Source organism: Micromonospora sp. NPDC047521 (genome assembly GCF_055587305.1).
The window spans coordinates 109,116-126,541 of record NZ_JBVJGN010000011.1; the positions used below are offsets into that span (position 1 = coordinate 109,116).

28 protein-coding genes and 1 pseudogene are annotated in these 17,426 nt (G+C 70.4%); 2 read left to right on the plus strand and 27 right to left on the minus strand.

Annotated features, from left to right (window positions below; translation table 11 throughout):
* Window positions 1-1,223 precede the first annotated feature (1,223 nt).
* The 27 genes and pseudogenes from ACZ6N8_RS23200 to ACZ6N8_RS23330 all read right to left on the minus strand — a co-directional run bounded on the left by ACZ6N8_RS23200 (window position 1,224) and on the right by ACZ6N8_RS23330 (window position 15,086).
* Window positions 1,224-1,850: a DUF7341 domain-containing protein gene (locus ACZ6N8_RS23200; protein ID WP_466012629.1), complete on the minus strand. Its 627-nt coding sequence runs from the start codon at window positions 1,848-1,850 to the stop codon at window positions 1,224-1,226.
* Between the two features lie 280 nt (window positions 1,851-2,130).
* Window positions 2,131-2,868 carry a recombinase family protein gene (locus tag ACZ6N8_RS23205; protein WP_466012631.1) on the minus strand — a complete coding sequence of 246 codons (738 nt, stop codon included), beginning with the start codon at window positions 2,866-2,868 and terminating at the stop codon, window positions 2,131-2,133.
* A complete protein-coding gene (locus ACZ6N8_RS23210; protein WP_466012633.1) occupies window positions 2,865-3,092 on the minus strand; it encodes a hypothetical protein in 228 nt (75 codons plus the stop codon). The genes ACZ6N8_RS23205 and ACZ6N8_RS23210 overlap by 4 nt, the downstream gene beginning before the upstream one ends.
* Before the next feature lie 94 nt (window positions 3,093-3,186).
* Window positions 3,187-3,375, minus strand: coding sequence for a hypothetical protein (locus ACZ6N8_RS23215; protein ID WP_466012635.1), 189 nt, complete (start codon window positions 3,373-3,375; stop codon window positions 3,187-3,189).
* A 55-nt stretch (window positions 3,376-3,430) separates the two neighbouring features.
* On the minus strand, window positions 3,431-3,925 hold the full coding sequence (locus ACZ6N8_RS23220) for an endonuclease VII domain-containing protein (RefSeq protein ID WP_466012637.1): 495 nt from the start codon (window positions 3,923-3,925) through the stop codon (window positions 3,431-3,433).
* A gap of 60 nt (window positions 3,926-3,985) precedes the next feature.
* Window positions 3,986-4,168 (minus strand): hypothetical protein, encoded by a 183-nt coding sequence (locus tag ACZ6N8_RS23225; protein ID WP_466012638.1) that lies wholly within the window; start codon window positions 4,166-4,168, stop codon window positions 3,986-3,988.
* Window positions 4,165-5,085 carry an endonuclease VII domain-containing protein gene (locus tag ACZ6N8_RS23230; RefSeq protein WP_466012640.1) on the minus strand — a complete coding sequence of 307 codons (921 nt, stop codon included), beginning with the start codon at window positions 5,083-5,085 and terminating at the stop codon, window positions 4,165-4,167. The genes ACZ6N8_RS23225 and ACZ6N8_RS23230 overlap by 4 nt, the downstream gene beginning before the upstream one ends.
* The gene (locus tag ACZ6N8_RS23235) at window positions 5,082-5,474 is read right to left on the minus strand and encodes a dATP/dGTP pyrophosphohydrolase domain-containing protein (RefSeq protein ID WP_466012642.1); all 393 of its coding nucleotides are present in this window, start codon (window positions 5,472-5,474) and stop codon (window positions 5,082-5,084) included. Before ACZ6N8_RS23235 ends, ACZ6N8_RS23230 begins: the two co-directional genes overlap by 4 nt.
* 309 nt (window positions 5,475-5,783) lie before the next feature.
* Complete coding sequence (locus tag ACZ6N8_RS23240) at window positions 5,784-7,322, minus strand: YfjI family protein (protein ID WP_466012644.1); 1,539 nt, start codon at window positions 7,320-7,322, stop codon at window positions 5,784-5,786.
* Window positions 7,319-7,813 carry a hypothetical protein gene (locus ACZ6N8_RS23245; RefSeq protein WP_466012646.1) on the minus strand — a complete coding sequence of 165 codons (495 nt, stop codon included), beginning with the start codon at window positions 7,811-7,813 and terminating at the stop codon, window positions 7,319-7,321. The genes ACZ6N8_RS23240 and ACZ6N8_RS23245 overlap by 4 nt, the downstream gene beginning before the upstream one ends.
* A 92-nt stretch (window positions 7,814-7,905) precedes the next feature.
* Window positions 7,906-8,364, minus strand: a complete 459-nt coding sequence (locus ACZ6N8_RS23250) for a single-stranded DNA-binding protein (protein WP_466012647.1) — start codon at window positions 8,362-8,364, stop codon at window positions 7,906-7,908.
* On the minus strand, window positions 8,361-8,663 hold the full coding sequence (locus tag ACZ6N8_RS23255; RefSeq protein ID WP_466012649.1) for a hypothetical protein: 303 nt from the start codon (window positions 8,661-8,663) through the stop codon (window positions 8,361-8,363). The genes ACZ6N8_RS23250 and ACZ6N8_RS23255 overlap by 4 nt, the downstream gene beginning before the upstream one ends.
* On the minus strand, window positions 8,663-9,550 hold the full coding sequence (locus tag ACZ6N8_RS23260; protein WP_466012651.1) for an ATP-binding protein: 888 nt from the start codon (window positions 9,548-9,550) through the stop codon (window positions 8,663-8,665). The genes ACZ6N8_RS23255 and ACZ6N8_RS23260 overlap by 1 nt, the downstream gene beginning before the upstream one ends.
* Window positions 9,551-9,558: 8 nt before the next feature.
* Entirely contained in the window at window positions 9,559-9,702 is a 144-nt protein-coding gene (locus tag ACZ6N8_RS23265; RefSeq protein WP_466012653.1) for a hypothetical protein, read from the minus strand.
* A complete protein-coding gene (locus ACZ6N8_RS23270; protein ID WP_466012655.1) occupies window positions 9,699-10,061 on the minus strand; it encodes a hypothetical protein in 363 nt (120 codons plus the stop codon). Before ACZ6N8_RS23270 ends, ACZ6N8_RS23265 begins: the two co-directional genes overlap by 4 nt.
* Before the next feature lie 203 nt (window positions 10,062-10,264).
* A pseudogene (locus ACZ6N8_RS23275) lies at window positions 10,265-10,459 on the minus strand (WhiB family transcriptional regulator); the annotation flags it as partial.
* A gap of 35 nt (window positions 10,460-10,494) precedes the next feature.
* Window positions 10,495-10,914, minus strand: a complete 420-nt coding sequence (locus ACZ6N8_RS23280) for a hypothetical protein (protein WP_466012656.1) — start codon at window positions 10,912-10,914, stop codon at window positions 10,495-10,497.
* Window positions 10,911-11,552: a hypothetical protein gene (locus tag ACZ6N8_RS23285; protein WP_466012658.1), complete on the minus strand. Its 642-nt coding sequence runs from the start codon at window positions 11,550-11,552 to the stop codon at window positions 10,911-10,913. The genes ACZ6N8_RS23280 and ACZ6N8_RS23285 overlap by 4 nt, the downstream gene beginning before the upstream one ends.
* Complete coding sequence (locus ACZ6N8_RS23290) at window positions 11,549-11,707, minus strand: hypothetical protein (protein ID WP_466012659.1); 159 nt, start codon at window positions 11,705-11,707, stop codon at window positions 11,549-11,551. Before ACZ6N8_RS23290 ends, ACZ6N8_RS23285 begins: the two co-directional genes overlap by 4 nt.
* Complete coding sequence (locus tag ACZ6N8_RS23295; RefSeq protein WP_466012661.1) at window positions 11,704-12,198, minus strand: DUF4326 domain-containing protein; 495 nt, start codon at window positions 12,196-12,198, stop codon at window positions 11,704-11,706. Before ACZ6N8_RS23295 ends, ACZ6N8_RS23290 begins: the two co-directional genes overlap by 4 nt.
* On the minus strand, window positions 12,195-12,428 hold the full coding sequence (locus ACZ6N8_RS23300; protein ID WP_466012663.1) for a hypothetical protein: 234 nt from the start codon (window positions 12,426-12,428) through the stop codon (window positions 12,195-12,197). The genes ACZ6N8_RS23295 and ACZ6N8_RS23300 overlap by 4 nt, the downstream gene beginning before the upstream one ends.
* Window positions 12,428-13,153, minus strand: a complete 726-nt coding sequence (locus tag ACZ6N8_RS23305) for a DNA-methyltransferase (protein WP_466012665.1) — start codon at window positions 13,151-13,153, stop codon at window positions 12,428-12,430. Before ACZ6N8_RS23305 ends, ACZ6N8_RS23300 begins: the two co-directional genes overlap by 1 nt.
* On the minus strand, window positions 13,153-13,434 hold the full coding sequence (locus ACZ6N8_RS23310) for a hypothetical protein (protein WP_466012667.1): 282 nt from the start codon (window positions 13,432-13,434) through the stop codon (window positions 13,153-13,155). Before ACZ6N8_RS23310 ends, ACZ6N8_RS23305 begins: the two co-directional genes overlap by 1 nt.
* Window positions 13,431-13,643, minus strand: a complete 213-nt coding sequence (locus ACZ6N8_RS23315) for a hypothetical protein (RefSeq protein ID WP_466012668.1) — start codon at window positions 13,641-13,643, stop codon at window positions 13,431-13,433. Before ACZ6N8_RS23315 ends, ACZ6N8_RS23310 begins: the two co-directional genes overlap by 4 nt.
* On the minus strand, window positions 13,640-13,888 hold the full coding sequence (locus ACZ6N8_RS23320) for a hypothetical protein (protein ID WP_466012670.1): 249 nt from the start codon (window positions 13,886-13,888) through the stop codon (window positions 13,640-13,642). The genes ACZ6N8_RS23315 and ACZ6N8_RS23320 overlap by 4 nt, the downstream gene beginning before the upstream one ends.
* Window positions 13,885-14,553 (minus strand): hypothetical protein, encoded by a 669-nt coding sequence (locus ACZ6N8_RS23325; protein WP_466012672.1) that lies wholly within the window; start codon window positions 14,551-14,553, stop codon window positions 13,885-13,887. The genes ACZ6N8_RS23320 and ACZ6N8_RS23325 overlap by 4 nt, the downstream gene beginning before the upstream one ends.
* Before the next feature lie 278 nt (window positions 14,554-14,831).
* Complete coding sequence (locus ACZ6N8_RS23330; RefSeq protein WP_466012674.1) at window positions 14,832-15,086, minus strand: helix-turn-helix transcriptional regulator; 255 nt, start codon at window positions 15,084-15,086, stop codon at window positions 14,832-14,834.
* 233 nt (window positions 15,087-15,319) lie between these two features.
* On the opposite strand from ACZ6N8_RS23330, the gene ACZ6N8_RS23335 reads away from it, so the two are divergent.
* On the plus strand, window positions 15,320-15,757 hold the full coding sequence (locus ACZ6N8_RS23335) for a helix-turn-helix domain-containing protein (protein ID WP_466012676.1): 438 nt from the start codon (window positions 15,320-15,322) through the stop codon (window positions 15,755-15,757).
* A gap of 29 nt (window positions 15,758-15,786) precedes the next feature.
* Window positions 15,787-17,193, plus strand: a complete 1,407-nt coding sequence (locus tag ACZ6N8_RS23340) for a recombinase family protein (RefSeq protein ID WP_466012678.1) — start codon at window positions 15,787-15,789, stop codon at window positions 17,191-17,193.
* Window positions 17,194-17,426 lie beyond the last annotated feature (233 nt).

Here is a 17,426-nt window from a genome sequence, read left to right on the forward strand (position 1 = left end):
ACGCTGAGTCATGATCGAAGTCCTGGATCCCGTACAGACCGAAGTTTCCCTCCCCGGCGGTACTGCTCAGGGGGGGTGGGGAGGGGCATGGCCCCACCCTCACTCACCGTGAGTGACGACCGGCAGTAGTTGACGACGACCGCCTCTGCGTAGACCCGCGACGGTGTCGTGCCGTGACCAGAAGCCGGCCTCGCGCAGGGCGGCCGAGCGTGCCTGCTGGGCACGCGCCACATTGCATGGCCCGCAGCTCGGGACCAGGTTGTCTGGCCGGTTGTCGTCGCCGACACCGTTGAGGTGGTCGACCTGAAGGGGCCGACCGTCAGCTGGGTCCCAGCGCACCGTGCCCGCGCACCAGTGGCAGGCGTGCGGGCCAGGGCCGATGGCGTCGTACAGCACCGCGCGGTGCTCGTACACCCTGCCCGACCTCATGGCCAGCGGGTGGTTCGGCAGGTGCAGCGACCGGTACCTGCGGCCGTGGCTGACGGAGATGCCAGCCCGGTGGGCGACGCGGTCCACGGAACCGTGCCGGTACTGACGGTGGTAGTGCTTCTTGCACAGCTCAGCGGAGCGCGTCCGCTTCGGGTTGTGGCAGCCAGGGACAGAGCAGGTTAGCTCGTTCACGGTGACCTCCCGGAATGGCGGAAGCCCCGAGCCGGGAGACTCGGGGCTTCCCACCTGCGGTAGCTACTCCGCAGGCTGTCTTCGATGGTCAGCGGGCGTTGAACCCACCGGGCTGGTGTCGTGCCGTCTCGCTGCTGTGGCAGGGCTGGCACAGGCCGCGCCCGCGCTCGGGGGCGTACGGGTTCAGCCCTCGGGCCCGCAGCTCACGCAGGCTAAGCGGGTGGTGGTCGGCGTGCTTGCTGGGTGCCGCCTTGCAGCGCACGCAGGTGGGGTCACGGCGGAGGACGGCACGCCTGAACGCCTCGTGCTCGGGCGTGTATCCGCGTTGCTGTCTGCTGCCTCGCGCCTGGTCCGCCTCGCGTCTATGCGTACCGCAACGGCCGCCGTCGGTTAGCTGTGGGCATCCAGGTGTTGAGCAGACTCGCTTCGCTCGGGGCATCGTCCACCCCCGTTGGTCCGGTGCGGGCAGGCCGTCCGCCACAGTCGGCCTGCCCGCTGTCCCCGCCCCCGGACGTGACGAAGCCCCGCAGCACGGGGGTACTGGCGGGGCTCCGAAGACAGTTCTGTTGCTGGCATCCATCGTAGGTGACGCCAACGAAACGTCAAGCTGCGGCGCGCTGGACCCTGGCCTGCATGTACTCCGCGAGTGCGTAGAGGCTGCCGTCGTCGGATGCCCACGTGGCCTGGCACGCGCGGCAGTGGGCGGCCTGCGCGGTGAGGTTGACGCGCAGCTGCCCGACCACCGTGCAGGCGGGGCAGGGGACGTGGGGTGCGAACAGGGGTGCGGTCCAACCGGTGGCGACGCTGGCCCAGCGATGCCAGGTGCGGAGTTCGACGGCGAGCAGGGTGAGGTCTTCGTCGTCGAGGGTGGGTGCGGCGCCGACCAACGCGCGGATGTTGCTCTCCACGGTGTCGCGGGGGTCGAGGTTGAGGGAGAAGCACCAGTGGTGGACGTGCGTGCAGATGGCCGCGTGGGTGCTCAGAGCCTCCAGGGCGAGCGGGGGGCGGCTGCCCGGCGTTGGGCGTGGGCCGGCGTCTGTGGTGGCGCGTACGGGCTCTACAGCGGCGTCGTGGAGCTGCTGGAGCAGTCCGGGTTGGATGGTGCGGTGCTCGCGGTACTTCTCGTTGCGGTTCTTGTCCCAGTAGCGGACACGTTCGGTGTGTGGGCCGGCGTCGCAGAGCGCTTCGGCGAGGCCGGTGATGGTGGTGAGTGTGGCGTCGCGGTCCATCTGGCTGGTCCCCCCGGGTTGTAGGCTGGCCGGTGCGTACAGGCGCGCCCTACAGGGGTGCGGTGGTGGGCCTCCGGGATTGCTGTCCCGGAGGCCCACCGGCGTTTCAGCTACTGCCTGGGCAGGTCGAGAAGGTCGGGATCCACTCGCCGGGCTGCCACTCGCGTCCGCACTGCGCGCAGCGGGTACCCGTCGCCTGGCCGTTCGCCACGATGGCTTCGAGCCTGTGCGTAGCGTTCTGGGTGTCGCTCATGGTCGTTGTCCTTCCGGTCGGCACCGCTCAGCGCGGCGCGGTGGTGGTCTTGCCTCGGTGTTGGCCGGTGGCGCGGCGTCGCAGCACGTCGGACACCCCGGCGGACGTCCACTGCTTCCCGCGCTTCGTCGTGCGGCCCTCGGCGTTGAGCTGGGCGGCGACCTGCCGGGTGGACAGGCCGGCGCGACGCAGCTCCAGCAGCCGGCGCAAGGTGGCCTGCTCGGTGGGGTCCTTGGCGAGCTGCTTGTTGACGGAGCGTTGCCCGAACGCCGGGCTGCCGTAGGCGAAGCCGCCCCGGTTGGCCTTGGTGCGTCGGCCGCGCCGCATCCGCAGGGTGATCATGTCGCGTTCGTAGGTGTTGACCGCGCCCATGATCGTGCGGATGAGCTTGCGAGACGGGTCCTCGGGGTCGTCGCGCAGGTTGCTCTCCGTGGGGCTGGTGGAGTACACCTCGCCGCCGAGCTTCCACACGGACTGCATCAACGTCTCTTGGACCATGGTGTCGCGGGCGAGCCGGTCGAGCTTGTAGGCGACCACGCCGGCGGCGCGCTTGGAGCTGATGGCGTCTTCGACGTCCATCCAGCCGTCGCGGGCGAGAAGGGTGCCGCTGATGCCTTCGTCGCGGTACCAGGCGACGATGCGCCGTTTGTTGTTCTTGGCCCAGTCTTTGATGGCGGCTTCTTGGACGTGGAGGCCGTAGCCTTCGTCGGCTTGGCGGTCGGTACTGACGCGGAGGTACGCGACCAGCGGCGGCAGGGTGATCACTGCCCCGTGCTCTCGTAGCTCGCGACTACCTCTTCGGTGGTCACGACTCGGTATCGCACGACCTGACCGCGGGGCACGCCGGCCGGACGGTTGGCCGCGAGGCGGTAGGCGCGCTCCTTGGCTGTCTCGCGGATGTTGTCGCGGGCCGGCATCTCGTCCAGCACGTCTCCGTCGGAGTCGAGCCAGCGGTACGCCCACTCGAAGTGCTCGCCAATCTCGGTCATCTCTCGTCCTTTCATGTGCTCTGACCTGCGGTGCCGTAGCTATTGAGATAGATCCGGCGCTTTCGGTGTCTGATTCGGGGTGCTCTGGGTGCTTTCAGCGGGCCAGCAGGTCCGCGATGTCGTGGAAGCCGTGCCGACGGAGCAGGCCGGGCTCGTCTGTGTCCCTGCGGATCAGCTCGGCGATCTGGGTGTCGAGGATCGCGGCGAAGTAGTCGTTGACCTTCTCGCGGTCCGGCACGTCGCGGTCGGCGATCTCGTTGATGCGGGTCAGCGTGCGGTCCATGTCGGCGCTCCTTCGTCTTGGGCCACTACTCGGGCCATAACCTCGGTCTGATGGCTCACGGATTGGTCACTGGCTGTTGATGTGCCTGAGGGTTGGAAGTGGCATCCCCGCTTCTGCGCTCAGTGAGGTAGCGGATCGCGGCGGCGAGCACCGCCGGCGAGTCCTTCAGGAGCCCGAGCGCCGAGTTGCAGGCGACGCAGAGCAGCCCGCGAACCTCGTTCGAGTCGTGGCAGTGGTCGACCACCAGACGGAAGCCCTCACTCGGCCCTGACCCATCCAGGCGGGGGCGGCCACCCCGGGACGTCGAGAGGTCGTCCTCGTGGGTGCGGCAGATCGCGCAGCGGTAGTCCTGCTCGGCACGGAGCGCGTCGTACTGCTCCGCCGTGATCCGGTACTTGCTCCAGAGGTTCATCGTGCGGACCCGGTCCGGCGTGCGCAGCGTCGACTTCCGGTCGCGGCACGGCCGGCACATCGCGGTCGGTGAAGCGCTGACGAAGGCGTCGCCCTCGCGGGACCGTCGGCACTTCGGACACTGGCGGGTCGTGATCACGTCTACCTCCTTGATCGTTTGGAGGGGGTTATAGCGGGGCTTATGGACCTGCGGGGTTGGTCAGCGCCGCCGGCGGCGGTACGCCCGGCGGGTCGCGGAGATCCGCTCCCGCACCGCGTCCCACTCGACGCAGCCGGCGCAGCCACGCCGGGCCACCCGCACCCACGAGCGCGGGACCGTGTCCCAGTCCACGAACTCGGCGCGCACGGAGAGCGGCGAGTGGTCGCTGAGGTCGGTGGTCACGACGCCACCTCCGCGGGCAGGGGCACGTCGGTGGCGGGGAGGGCGCCGGTGTGCCGGTACGGGGCCACCACCGGCCGGTCCGGTTCGCCGTAGCCGGCGGCGCGCAGGAGGGTGACGGCGTCGGCGAGCAGCTCGGGCGGCGTGGAGCCAGGGACGTACTTCGGGTCGCCGAACACCTCACGCGGGGCGAACTCCTCGAGGTAGTCCGCCGCGCGGCGCAGGCGAGCCGGGTCATCGTTGGCGGAGCCGAGCAGGTCTCGGTTGCATCGGGAGCAGAGCAGCCCGCGGATCTCGCCGGTCTTGTGGTCGTGGTCGACTGCGAGCATGTGGCGCCGGGGGCGTCCGCCGCAGATGGCGCACTTGCCGTCCTGGCAGGCAAGCAGCAGCTCGTACTCGTCCCAGCTGAGACCGAAGGTCAGCTTGATGCGGCGCTCGGTGTTGTAGAACCGCTGGCAGGGCTTGCAGTACGACGCCGGCTTGCCGCCGCCCTTCCGCTGTGGGAACGAAGTGAGCGGGCGGAACTCCTGGCACCGGGCGCACCACTTCTGACCGGGCGGCACGTCCTTGCGCCGGGACTTGATCCGCTTGCCCTCGGCAAGCTTTCCGTCCAGCTTCGCCAGGTAGCGGCGTCGGCTGCGTTCCTGCTCGAGCTGCTGCGTGGTGTCGGCGTGGAGGCGCTTGCACTCGGCGCAGAATCGACCGCCGCGGGTGCCAAACTCCTTCTGCCCTCCGCACCGCTGGCAAGCCTGCATGCGGCGCTCCTGCCGGGCGCGGTGCTGCTCGGCGTAGCCGACCCCGGCGCACTCCTCGGAGCAGTAGACGGGGCGACCCTTCGGCCGCTGCTTGCCGCAGATCTTGCACGGGCGGACGGTGGCGTCTTCGGCGGCGGTGCCGATGTCGCGGGGCCGGCGCTTCACGACTGCACCTCGGCGGTCCGGTCGTGCTCGATCGCCTGGCCCGGCTTGGCGGTGCGCCAGTCCGGCCAGACGCGGGCCTCGTTCTTTGCCTGCTTCGCCACGATCGCGTCGATGATGGCCTGCGGTTCGTGTCCGGCCCGCCAGGCTCCGTCGAGGCCGAGGATGACGACGTCGACCCACTCGTACAGGTCGTGGGGCGCGGCCTCGATCTCGATCAGCTCCTTGCGGATGTGGTCGAGCACGCCCTCGGTGCGCGGGCCGGGGCCGAAGGTGCGGTGCGAGAAGTCGCGTTGGCGGCTGAGGTGGTCGGCGTCGATGACGGCGGGCGCCGGGTCCTCGGGGCCCCAGATGTCGACGTTGGTGTAGGTGGTCTGGTTCGGCTGGGTCATGACGGCTCCCTGCTGGTTCGGATGGCGGGCTTCTGGCTGCGGAGGCGGTCGAGGACGCCGCGGCGTCGGGCGGTGAGGTCTGGGTCGTCGGGTTGCGCTGCGAGCCGGTCGAGGAACTGCTCGGCGAGAGGACCGACGGACTCGGGCTCCGAGGGGTGGACATCAGGCCCGGGGGGTGGACAGGTGGACATGTCCACCCCCGACCCCCCGAGGGTTTGCCTCGCGCGCGTCACGTAGTCAGGGGTTTTTTTGTTAGTTGATCTTTCTTTTATATGGTCAGGGCCCATGTTGCGATCTGTAGTCGTTTCGTCACTCACTGTGATTCACCCCAATTCCGGCTCCCGGAGCCCCTTTTTCGCCCCCAGGGGGTGGACACGTGTCCACCTGTCCACCCCCCCTGTCCACCCGCGCCGGACCGGGCACCACGTAGCGGTCGTCATCGATGACCGCCCACCGCAACGCCTCAGCGTGAGATAGACCGGCCTCGAACCAGTCGCGGTCCCGAGCGGGCAGCAACTTGCGCAGCGCGCCCTTGGCGATGCGCTCCTTCTCGCGGACCTTGTCGCAGATCCAGGCCGCGACCCGCTCCACCGTGGAGTCGACGCCCCGCTCGGCCAGCCGGATCGCCACCGCCTCCTGCCGCCGCTTCTCGATCTGCGCCAGGCGGGTCCGCTCGGCCTCCTGCCGCCCGAACTCGATGAGCCGGTCGCGCACCGCGCACGACGTGGCCCAGATCAGCCCGCCGAGCTCCCAGTCCTCCCCGGTGACCTCGAACCGCTCATCGAGCAGGGCCAGGAGGGCGGCGAGCTTGCAGCGCATCAGCGGCACGTGCGAGTCGAGCTCGTCGATCACGACCTCGCCGCGCTGGCGGGCCAGCTGCTCGCGACGCAGCTGCGCGCGGAGCTCCGGCGGGAACGAGATCACCGGGTTGATGTCGCGGACCAGGTCGCCGCCGAGGGTGAGCCGGGTCGGGTCGGGCAGCGGCACCGGCTCGTCGGGGATGTTCGGGTCGATCGCCGACAGCCACAGGAACCGCTGCGGGGTGCCCGGTCCGCCGTCGGCGAGCAGGTGCTGGGCGACCTGCGGCTGGTAGCCGATGATCAGGCCCATGGCGTAGGTGCCGTCGGGCAGGAACCGGGTGTTCTCCTCGCGGGCGTTGGACTGGCCGAGAGCGCCACCGGTCCAGGCGGTGCGGATGGCCATGCCGACGGTGGAGCCCTGCCGCTCCTGCATCATCTTCGCGAGGGTCTGGCCCTCGTCGACGTAGAAGAACGCGTTGTGGCGGACCTGGGCGCGAACCTTCTCCATCTTCGGTTCGCCCTTGCGGTCGAGCTCGCCGGTTTCGCGCTGCACCCAGCCCATGTACGCCTCGGCCATGCCCTCACCGGTGCCGAGGCCGATGCCGTCGCGGTAGAGCTCCGGGTCGGCGCTGCCGTCGAGGCGGGCCAGGTAGCGGGGCGGCAGGATGAGCCGGGTGGCGGTGCGCATCGCTTCGGTCTTGCCGGCGCCGGACTGGCCGATGAGGTTGACGAAGGTGTTGAGCGAGCCGGTGGGGCCGCGGCCGGAGTCGAACTTGATGTGGTGGTGGACCATCGCCGAGGCGCGGGCCAGCAGTGAGCCGAGGACGGCGTCGGCGGAGGTGACTGACGCCCATGCGGCTTCGCGTACGTGCTTGAACAGTGGCCGGGCGCTCCAGAACGCGTCAGGCAGGTTGACCAGCGGCACGGTGGGGGCGCCGGAGTCGAGGGCCTGTTGGGCGACCTCGGCGGCCGGCTCGAAGTGCTCCCACCCCTCGGGCCAGAGCTCGTCCGAGTAGCCGGTGAGCGGGTCGACGTCGAGGTCGGTCACGCCGCTGCCTCCAGGTGCCGGACCGGTCGGCCGGTCTCCCAGTCGACGCCGAGCCCGCCGCCGGGATAGTCGCCGACGCGTGGCGTGGGCCGGTCGGCGACGCGTCGCGCGTCGCGCTGCTCGACGGCCCGCGTGTGCCACCAGATGGCGTCGGCGGCGGTGAGGGTGCCGCGTACGCCGTCCTTCGCGGCGCGACGCGGCCCACTGAACCCGTACCGCAGCCCTTCCCAGACCTCGGCGAGGGCGGCTTCGTCGCCGTCACTGAACCCGTTGGCGTAGCCGGTCTCATAGGCGAGGTTCCACAGCGCCGGGTCGTCGCCGCGCTGCTCTGTGGCGTCGCAGCCGACCTGGAAGGCGAGGGCCATCAGGTAGGCGACCTGCGTACGGGTGAACGTCTCCTGTCCGCTGGTGAGGGCGGTGATGGCGCGACCGGCGGCCGGCATGTGTGGCAGGGCGCGGACCTCGTCGGCGCTCGGGGTGGTGCTGGTCATCAGGTCCCCCCTGGTGGTCGTGGTCTTCGGTGGTGCCGGATGGTCGGAGCCCCGCACCGGCAGGTGCCGATGTGGGACTCCGGCGAGCCGGATCAGAACGGGATGTCGCTATCGGCGCCGGGGACGCCGCCGGTCGACCACTGGTCGTCGCTGCTGCCGCCGCGCGGGGCCTGACCGCCGCTGGAGCGGCCCATCTTCTTGACCTGGGCGGTGGCGTACCGCAGGCTCGGGCCGATCTCGTCGACCTCAAGCTCGATGACGGTGCGCTTCTCGCCCTCCTTCGTCTCGTACGACCGCTGCCGCAGCCGGCCCTGGACGATCACGCGTGCTCCACGCTGGAGGCTCTCGGCGACGTGCTCCGCGGCCTGCCGCCACACGTTGCAGGCGAGGAACAGCGGCTCGCCGTCCTTCCACTCGCCGGAGGCCTTGTCGAGGAACCGCGGGGTGGATGCGAGGCGGAACTTCGCGACCGCAGCCCCCGACGGGGTGAAGCGCAGTTCGGGATCGTCGGTCAGGTTGCCGATGACCGTGATGGTGGTGTCGCCGCTCATGACTGGCCTTTCTGGATTCGGGCGTGGCAGGGGCATTCGCAGTTGGAGGCGGTGCAGTGGCGGTGGCGCCGGCCGTAACAGGACGGGCCGAGTAGCAGCCGCCGGCTGGCGGTGACGAGCCGGCGGACCTCGGCGCGGGTGAGCCGGTCGCCGCGTGGGAGCCGGGTCGTCTCGCGGTGGCCGCAGTGCAGGCAGTGGTGCTGGGTGGTGTTGGTGGCCCCGTCGGCGGGCTCGACGGTCAGTGCCTTGCTGCACTTCGGGCAGCGCTGGTCGGATCGCTGTTCGTCGACGGGGCGCATCAGGCCGCTGCCTTGCGGGTGTTTCCCAGGCGGGCCAGCAGCGCGCCCAGCGGGGTCGAGTTGCCGTTCTCGTCCTCGACGGCGGCGCCGAGGCGGCCGGCCTTCTCCTCGGCCTTGTACAGCTGGCCCAGCTCCTCGAACGTGGTGGCCGGGTCGAGGGCCTTGCGACGGACCTCGGAGACGGTCATGCCCGGGTCGGAGCCGTCGGACAGCCAGGCCAGCACGGTGCCGCCGAACGCCCCGTCGGGCTCGCGGATGACAGCCTTGGCCAGCGCCTTGCAGCGGGACTTGGCGACGATGAGCGTGTTCTCCAGGTCGAGGTCGCCGACGATGTCGAACTCGTACTCGATGCCGTCGCGCTGCTCCGGCTTGGTGCCGATCTTGCGGGGGATCTTCCGGCCGCGGTCGTTCTCCTCGACCACGTACTCGGTCTTGGTGCGCATGGTGACGATGACGTGCCCGGGGTAGGCCAGCAGCGCGTCGACCATGGCCCGTTCCATCGGCCGGGCCTCTTTCCACCCGGCGAAGGTGTTGCCGCCACCGGAGCGCTTGGCGGCCTGGTCGACCTGCTCCAACATGCCGCCGGTGCCCATCCAGAAGTGCGACAGGCTGTCGACGATGACGACGTCGTAGCCGGCGCCTCCGGCGGCGGCGAGGGCCTTGACGAGGTCGCGCGGGTCGTAGGTGTGCATGGCGAGGGTGTCGAAGGTGAACAGGTCGGCGTACTTGGCGGCGCTGCCGCGTTCGGTGTCGATGACAGCGATGCGTCCGCCGAGGGCGGTGGCGGTGACGAGGCTGGTGTAGGTCTTGCCGCTGCCGGACGGGCCGGCGAAGGCGAGGCGGGCTTTGGCCTGGGCCTTGGTGGCGGGTGCGAAGGTGAATTCCACGGCGTCTCTCACTTCTGGGTGTTCTGTCGGGTGGCCTGCTCGTTGAGGTCGTGCCGCTTGCAGTGCGGGCACTGGCTGGCACCGGCGGCGTACAGCGGGTCGAAGGGCGGCCAGTTGGTTTCGGGCTCGTCGCAGGTGACGCAGGTGTTCACCGCCGCCCTCCTTCGATCAGCCGGAGCGCGGGTCCGACGCTCGCGGTCCGCTCGTCGCCGGCTTGCTCGGCGCAGGTCTTGTGGCAGGGCCGTCCGCTGGCGTCGCGCATGAATGCCGGGTCGCCGCAGAGGCGGCAGGGGCGGCGTTCGCTGGCCTTGTGGCCGGACCAGTCGAGCCCTCCCACCAGGACGCGCGGCGCCGCCGTGGGCGCTTCGGCGGCTGGGGCCGGCGTAGGAGGCTGGTCGCGCCAGTAGGTCGGCGAGCTCGGGCAGAGTTGGCAGGCGTTGACCAGGGCGGCGCCTGCCACGCCCGGAGGCTTCGTGCCGCAGCAGGCTGCGGCGACCTGGTCGACGGTCATGCCGCCAGCTCTTCCTGTGCTGCGGCGGCCTGCTTCTGCCGCCCCCAGTACGCCTTCACGGCGTCGGTGCTGTAGCCGATGGCCTGGCCGATCTCGGCCCAGGTGGCGTCCCGGTCGAGCATCTCGACGATGGTGGTGTGGTGGTCGGCGAGGCCGGCGCGGCGCCGCTGGCGGATGGGTTGGACGGATGCGCCGCGGATCTGCTGCTTCTTGAGTGCGCGCCGTTCCCTTTCGGAGAGTCCGCCCCACACCCCGAACTCTTCGTTGTTGTCGAGGGCCTCTTTGAGGCACTTGAGGCGGACGTCGCAACCACGGCAGATGCGCTTGGCGGGTGTGGCGTCGCCGCCCTTGGGTGGGTAGAAGAGTTCGGGGTCGACCTGGGCGCAGACGGCACCCATCTGCCAGTCGGGCAGGACGTTGGGGAGGAGGAGTTTCACTTCCCTGCTCCGATCAGCTCGTCGTGGATGTGGGCGGGCTCTAGCGGTCCGGGGTTGAGGCCGCCGAGCCACTCGTCGTAGATGGCGTAGTGGCCGGTGGCGCCGATGGCGGCGACCGCTTTGCGGGGTGGGTTGGGCAGGATGCCGGTGGCGTCGTCGATGCCGGCGTGGATCTGCTGGTCGGTGCCGGTGGCGTATTGGAGGCCGGCGGGGGTGAGCCCGTGTCCGGGGTTGACGGGGCGGATGCGGTCGGGTCGGTGGTTGCCGGCGGCGAGGTCGTTGGCGGGTGACCAGGTTTCGTCGGCGCCGGTGTGGTCGGTGTCGCGGCCGATCCAGCCGGCGATGCGTTGGCGGAGGGTGGTGCGGCCGGTGGTGGGGCAGGCGATGACGTCGCCGTCGCGGAGGTCGGTGGTCACGACGCCACCTCGGCCTTCTCGCCGGCCGTCTCGTGGTCGTCTTCTTCGAGGTCGCACCGCTGGCAGGTCAGCACGTCCGGCCCGTCGGGCTTGAAGGCGTGCGGCTTGTACTGGCAGTTGGCGCAGACCGGCTCGTCGCCGACGTACCGCCAGTCCTCGCTGTCGACGATCGACCGGGCGTCGTCGAGGTTCGCGAAGTGGATCGTGACGCCGTCCTGCTTGAACGGCTCGCCGCAGTCGGCGCAGTTGACGATCAGGCATGGCTTGCCCTGGTTGGCCCAGGCGGTGTTGGCGGTGACGGCGGAGCGGAGGTCGGCTTCGAGTCCGGCGGCGCGGCGGTTCGCGGCGGTGAGCTGGCCGCGGGCCTCGGTGAGGGCGGCGGTCAGCTCGTTGACGCGGTTCGTGAGCCACCCGGCGGTGCCCCTCGGGTTCAGCTCGTGGTCGTGCTGCTCGGCGAGGATGGCCAGCACTGCGCGGGATTCGTCCAGCGTCGGGTTGCCGAGGACACGGACGACGTTCTCGACGACCGCCATGTCGCGGCTGTCGCTGTCGGGGTACATGGCCATCTCGTGCTGCTCGAAGTCGCGGTAGTTGGCGGCCCGCTGGGCGCACCAGGCGTGCAGGTTGATGTCGGTCACGGCTTGTCTCCGTTCGTGTGCTGCTCGCTGGCGACGACCAGTTCGGCGAGGCGCTTGATGTCGCGGCGGCGTGCGGCCTGGCGGCGGGCGGCGGGGGTGATCAGGTGGGTGATGGCGGCGGCGATGGCGTCGCCGACCATGCGCAGGCGGGTCACGGGGCACCGCCGTTGGCGATCTCCAGGAGCACGTCGGCGTGGCAGGGCTGGTCGAGCGGGCACCAGCAGGCGAGGTTCTTGCCGACGAGGTGGGTGCGGATCTCGTCGGGCGTGACCTTGAGGAAGTGGCCCTGGCGGCTCGGGTACGCCCAGCGCATTCCCAGCGTCGGAGCGGTCAGGGTCAGCCGGAACAGCTCGACCAGCTCCGCCCGGGTGCCCCACCGGACGTACGTCTCCACCTGGTCCAGCTCGCGCGAGCCGTCGATGGGGAGGAACATGTCGTGGCGGTTGCCGTCCCCGCTGATGCGGCCCTCGTGGTCCCAGTCGCGGCCGAACCGCTCGTGGTGCTTCGGGCCGTAGTGGACGAGCCCCCACTGGCCCCGGTAGGTGAACGGGTTGCCGAACAGGGTGGGCCGGCCGACGTAGACGGTGTTGTCGGGCATCCGCCAGCCGGCGGTGCGCTTGCGCTGGATGCGCTTCGGGGTGGTCACGACGCCCTCCGGGTGTGGAAGTGGAAGCGGGGCAGGTGAAGGCGCGGGAGCCGCACGATGGCCCGGACCTGCGCCCGGTAGCCGTCGAGCACCTGCGCCAGGTAGGCGGGGTCGCTGATGGCGTTCTGCGCGGCGAGCATCTGGTGGCGCAGGCCGCGCCAGCGCAGCCACCAGCCGCCGGCCTTGAAGGCGATGAGGGTGATGGCTAGTTCGATCAGGAGGCGGGCCATCACAGACCCCCGGCCATCAGTGCGACCTGCTCCGCAGCCCGCAGCCGTTCGACGCCCAGGTCGGCGTAGCGGCGCTCCGACTCGATGCCGACGAAGCGGCGGCCAGCGAGCAGAGCGGCAACACCGACGGAGCACACGCCGGCGGTCGGGTCGAAGACGGTCTCGCCGCGCAGCGACGACGACTCCACGATGGGAAGCAGCAGCGGCACCGGCTTCTCATCCGGATGGCGCACCTGCCCCGAGTTGGGTCGGGCGGCCTGGATGACGGAGCCCTGACGCAGGCGGGCGGCGAGCCGACCGGATCCTTTGTCGCGGTTGCGGGCCGACCACTCGTAGACACCGAACGTGAACCGCTCGTGCTCGGGCCCCCACGGCACGGACAGGTTGCCCGGGCCGAGGTGCTGCTTGTCCCAGATCAGCTCGGCGGTCGCCCCGAGGTCGCAGCGCTTGGCGACCTGGTCGGAGGTGTAGCCGAACACGTAGGCGTGGCGGTGGTTGCGCAGCAGCCGCCGGATGGCGTCGCCGATGATGGCGGGCCAGTCGGTGGTGCCGTCGTCGCCGTCCATGAGGTCGAATCGGTCCGTGCGGCGGCTGGACTGCCAGTTCACCCCGTAGGGCGGGTCGGCGATGAGCAGGTCGATGGAGCGGGCGGGCAGGGTGGGGATGATGTCGCGGCAGTCGCCGAGGTAGAGGCTGGCCAGGGGCGTCTGGTAGTAGGGCTCCATCAGGCCACCTCCCCGAGTGCCCGGTGCCGGGCGATGCCGGCGGCCAGTTCGTCGCCGCCGCGTCGGATCTCGGCGATCAGGTCGTCGGTGCTGGTGGTGAGCGCGGTGAGGGTGGCCCGGTCCGCGTTGGGTGCCCAGCGGTGAAGTTCGGGGTCGTCGCTGTGGCGGGGGCCGGTGTCGGGCATCGGCGACGGGAACGGGGTCGTCGGTGTGGGCTGGGGGGTGGTGGGCGCGGGAGTGGCCCAGTCGGTGTGGGCGAGCATGTCGGCGAGGTCGATCACGACGCACCGCCCTCGGCGGGAAGGGCGGCAACCGCCTCGATCCCGTTCTGGACGGCCCACATGATGTCCTGCCAGTTCGTCAGGAACGTGATGTCCTTGTGGCCGGAGTCTTGGTGGTCCTGAGGGGCGAGCTTCCACACCTCGCGGCTGATCGCGGCGTACACGTCCTCCCACGTCAGTTCGGCGCCGGCGCTGATGTCGGTGCTCATCGCTTCGCCTCCCAGCGGGTGGTCGGGGCCATCGCGGCGACCAGCGCCGCGTGCGCGGTCTCGATGTCGTGGCGGACGGCCTGCCGGACCTCGATCTCCTCGTCGATGAGGTGCCGCACCGTGGCGGCGATGACGCCGGGCAGGGCCGCCCAGTAGGCGGCGGTCGCGGCCAGCTGCTCGTCGGTCGCGTCGGCCAGCTTCAGGCGCAGGTCGGCGAAGTTGTTCGTCTTGATCGCCGCGCTCACCGGGTGCCGCCCTTGCAGCCGTCGATGCACTCGTGGCCGCGGCCAGCACCGGTCAGCGGGTTACCGGGGCGCAGGATCAGCCCCGACGTGGCCCCGCAGTAGCGGCAGCGGCGGTCCGGGTTGGTCGGCGCGACGACCGGTGCCGGCATGGTGTCGGTGGCGGCCTCGGACCAGCCGCGAAGCCAGCCGGCGCGGAACGCCCGGGCGAACCTCGCCGGCAGGACGTTGAGGGCGACGAGCAGGTCGACCGCCTGGCGGACGCTGTCGGCCTGGTACTCCGTGGACATGCCGGTGAAGTGCGGGGCGTCGGCGGGCTTGCGCCACACCTCGAAGCCGTCCTCGTTCAGCCGGACCGCGACGGTCGCGCCGTCCTCGAAGGCGGCGTTCTGGTAGCCGCGCCATCCGCCGACGCGCCAGTCGTTGCGGTGGGCCCAGGCGGACACCTCGGCGAGCAGCTGCCGGTCGGTGATGGGGCTGAGTGCGCTCGTCTGCTCGTCGATCCGGTAGGCCTCGACATCGGTGGGCTGTCCGTCACCGTGGACCTGGTTGCCTTCGGGTAGGCCGCAGACCCCGCAGAGGGGGGCGCGGTGGTGCTGGCGACGGCCAGTCGGCTCGTAGTCGTGCGGTGTGCGCCTCGCCTGGCGGGCCGCGTCGTTGTTGGTCACGTACTCTGTCCCTTCGGTTGGCGGCGTCCCTGGGTCTTGGCGGATCGGGGGCGTCGCTTGCTTTCCGGGCCCGGTCGGGCACCGGGTGGATCAGGCGGCGTCCGTGGACGCGGCTCGGTCGCCGCGTCGGCGGGCGATCGTGAGGTGGATCTCTGCGAGTGCCTGGCTCAGGGCATCTGCTGCGGCCTGGCCGGCTTCGCTGTCGGGGTCAAGGGGCGTGATCCGCTCCCTCGGCCCGGACGGCGCGGTCGGGGTGTGTGGGCCGGACGGGGGGTGCGTCATGGGGTCACCTCGAACAGCTCTTCGACGGTCGTCCCGAGGGCCTCGGCCATCCGCATCGCGGTCTCCAGAGTCGGCGTGACCCTGCCCTCACGAATGCGGTAGAGGGTGGTGCGGTCGACACCGATCAGCCGGGCCAGCTCGGTTTCGCTGACGTCTCCCCACCGCTCCTTGACGAGGCCGTCGAAGGTGTCGGTGCGCAACTGGACGGGGAGAGGTGTTGCAGGGTTGCTACGGGGAGGTGCTGCGCTCATGCAACGACCATAGGCCGCCGACGCGGCCTGTTGCAACCCTGCAACACATCATCCGTTCGGATGATTTGAGCTGACCCCTAAAGTCACCTACCGTTGCACCCATGCAACGTGGAGAAAAGGTGAATCGTGCTTGGTCGCGACGGAGTCTGAGATTGCGGCAGGAGCGCCGCACAACCCATCCAGACCCTTCCCGACCTGCGGAGATGCCCCACGGACTGCTCTACCGTGTCCCGGTGGGCAACCCTGCATCGCAGGCCCGTGGCGCGTGGGCCGCATACGTGACCGCCGTCCGCGAGCGGGTCGGCATGTCCAAGTCCGAACTTGCGAGGCGGCTCGGCGTCGACCGCGGCACCGTTCACCGGTGGGAGTCAGAGACCAGCCGGCCAGAAGACGCCACGGTGGTCACCGCGTTCGCCGAGCTGTTCAACCTGGACACCGACGAGGCGCTCACGGCCGCCGGTCTGCGCGTCAGCGCGACCCCGCCGACCAGGCCCACCCGCGACGCGCCCCTCGACCCTGACCTGAAAATCATCATGAGGCGGCTCACCGACCCAGCCACCCCTGAGCCCGAGAAGACGAGCATCAGGGCAACCCTGCGGTACCTCGCGCAGATCGCCGAACAGCAGGAGCGCGGCGGCAGCCGCGGCCAGGACGACCGCGCCGCGAACTGATGCCCCGCCGTCGCGGCAACATCGCCTCCGTGCCGGACCAGCCGGGCCGAGTCGTGCTCTACGTGCGCGTGTCCTCGCTGATGGGCCGCGGCGGCGATGACTTTCACAGCCCGGACGTGCAGAAGTCGGCGATGCGCCGCGCCACGATGGGCATGCAAGAGGTCGGCGTTGTCGACGACATCGACGTCTCCGGCACCCACTTCAGCCGCGACGGCATCGACAAGGTACGGGCCATGGCCCGCGCCGGACACATCGACGCCATCGCCGTCTATGACGTCTCTCGCTTCGGCCGTGACGTGCTGGAGTCGCTGCTGATCCTCCGCGAACTCGCACAGCACGGCGTCACGATCATCTCGGCGTGCGAAAGGATCGACACTTCCACGCCGAGCGGGGAGTGGATGCTGACCAACCTGCTCGCCATCGCGCAGATGAGAGCCAAGGAGATCGGCCGCAGCTGGTCGGGGGCGATCTCGCAACTCGCGGAGAACGGCAAACATCACGGGCGCCCGCTCGGCTACCTGAAAGTCGACAAGCAGTTGGTGCCGGACCCCGTTGTTGGGCCTGCCATTACTGAGGTGTTCCGCCGGTACGCCGCTGACGAACCGATCGGCGAGGTCACCTCCTACCTGGCCGCCGTGCGTGGCAAGCCCATGCACACCGCCAACGTCAAATCCCTACTGCGGAACCCCGCCTACCTTGGTCGGGTAGTCGCCGGGGGTGAAGTCCTCCCCGGTGTACACGCGCCCCTGACTGATGAGGTCACCTGGCAGCGAGTGCAGAACCGCCTCGCCGCAGAGGCGGGCACTCCGCCGCGACATCTCGCGCCGACATGGTCGCTGGTCGGCCTGTGTGAGTGCCCCTACGGGCACCGGCTGCAACGGCAGGCCGACCGGCTGGTTTGTGGCCAGGGCCGCGGGGATGTCAAGGGCAGTGCCTGCGAGGGGGTGGGGCGCCCGCTGCTTGCCCGGGTTGAGGCCGAGGTGCTGCGGCAGACCGCCGAGTGGGCGTCGAAGCTGCGCACCGACCACATCGCGCGGGCACGTCGTCTCGCAAGGATCACGTCCGACCGGGCGGACCGGGCGAGCCTTGAACGTGAGGTGAAGCGTGCCCGGGCCGGCATGGTCAAGCTGGTGAAGGACAACGCCATGGACGGTCTTCCAGAGGACGTGTACCGGCAGGCGATGGCGGAGCTGCGGGAAGCCGAGCGGATGGCGGGGGCGCAGCTGGCCCGCCTCGGGGTTGATGAGCCGTCACCGGACCCAGAAGTCGCAGCCCGCGGTGTTGACGCGCTGCTTGCGCTCTGGAGCAACCCGGAGGCGACGCACGCAGACCGGAACAAGGCGCTGCGGTCGGTCGTCGATCGGGTCGTACTGCGGCCTGCGGCCTTCTGGCGGGAGCCAGAAGAGAAGCGGGTGCAGGTGTCGTTCCGCTGGTGACCGAGTATTCGCGGTCTGTGATGTCCCACGATCGTGACGTACGTGTCGAACATCGTCCCTCCAGGGGATCGGGAAGCCTGCCAGCGCGAGTCGACTCGCCACCGAGCCTGGGCGTCGGCGCCGGACGTCGCCAGCACGATCGCCGGGCCTGTGGACGACGAGGCCACCTGTGGACAACGGCCTGATCACGCCCGGATGTGGTACGGCCGACGCGCCGTCGGCGGTTTCCGGGG

What these genes read in the sequence shown, in the direction of transcription:
- ACZ6N8_RS23330 (WP_466012674.1), bottom strand. Translation starts at nt 15,086, where the DNA reads ATGAGCGCAGCACCTCCCCGTAGCAACCCTGCAACACCTCTCCCCGTC.
- ACZ6N8_RS23305 (WP_466012665.1), bottom strand. Translation starts at nt 13,153, where the DNA reads ATGGAGCCCTACTACCAGACGCCCCTGGCCAGCCTCTACCTCGGCGAC.
- ACZ6N8_RS23235 (WP_466012642.1), bottom strand. Translation starts at nt 5,474, where the DNA reads ATGACCCAGCCGAACCAGACCACCTACACCAACGTCGACATCTGGGGC.
- ACZ6N8_RS23250 (WP_466012647.1), bottom strand. Translation starts at nt 8,364, where the DNA reads ATGAGCGGCGACACCACCATCACGGTCATCGGCAACCTGACCGACGAT.
- ACZ6N8_RS23245 (WP_466012646.1), bottom strand. Translation starts at nt 7,813, where the DNA reads ATGACCAGCACCACCCCGAGCGCCGACGAGGTCCGCGCCCTGCCACAC.
- ACZ6N8_RS23315 (WP_466012668.1), bottom strand. Translation starts at nt 13,643, where the DNA reads ATGAGCACCGACATCAGCGCCGGCGCCGAACTGACGTGGGAGGACGTG.
- ACZ6N8_RS23215 (WP_466012635.1), bottom strand. Translation starts at nt 3,375, where the DNA reads ATGGACCGCACGCTGACCCGCATCAACGAGATCGCCGACCGCGACGTG.
- ACZ6N8_RS23300 (WP_466012663.1), bottom strand. Translation starts at nt 12,428, where the DNA reads ATGGCCCGCCTCCTGATCGAACTAGCCATCACCCTCATCGCCTTCAAG.
- ACZ6N8_RS23270 (WP_466012655.1), bottom strand. Translation starts at nt 10,061, where the DNA reads ATGACCGTCGACCAGGTCGCCGCAGCCTGCTGCGGCACGAAGCCTCCG.
- ACZ6N8_RS23255 (WP_466012649.1), bottom strand. Translation starts at nt 8,663, where the DNA reads ATGCGCCCCGTCGACGAACAGCGATCCGACCAGCGCTGCCCGAAGTGC.
- ACZ6N8_RS23210 (WP_466012633.1), bottom strand. Translation starts at nt 3,092, where the DNA reads ATGACCGAGATTGGCGAGCACTTCGAGTGGGCGTACCGCTGGCTCGAC.
- ACZ6N8_RS23200 (WP_466012629.1), bottom strand. Translation starts at nt 1,850, where the DNA reads ATGGACCGCGACGCCACACTCACCACCATCACCGGCCTCGCCGAAGCG.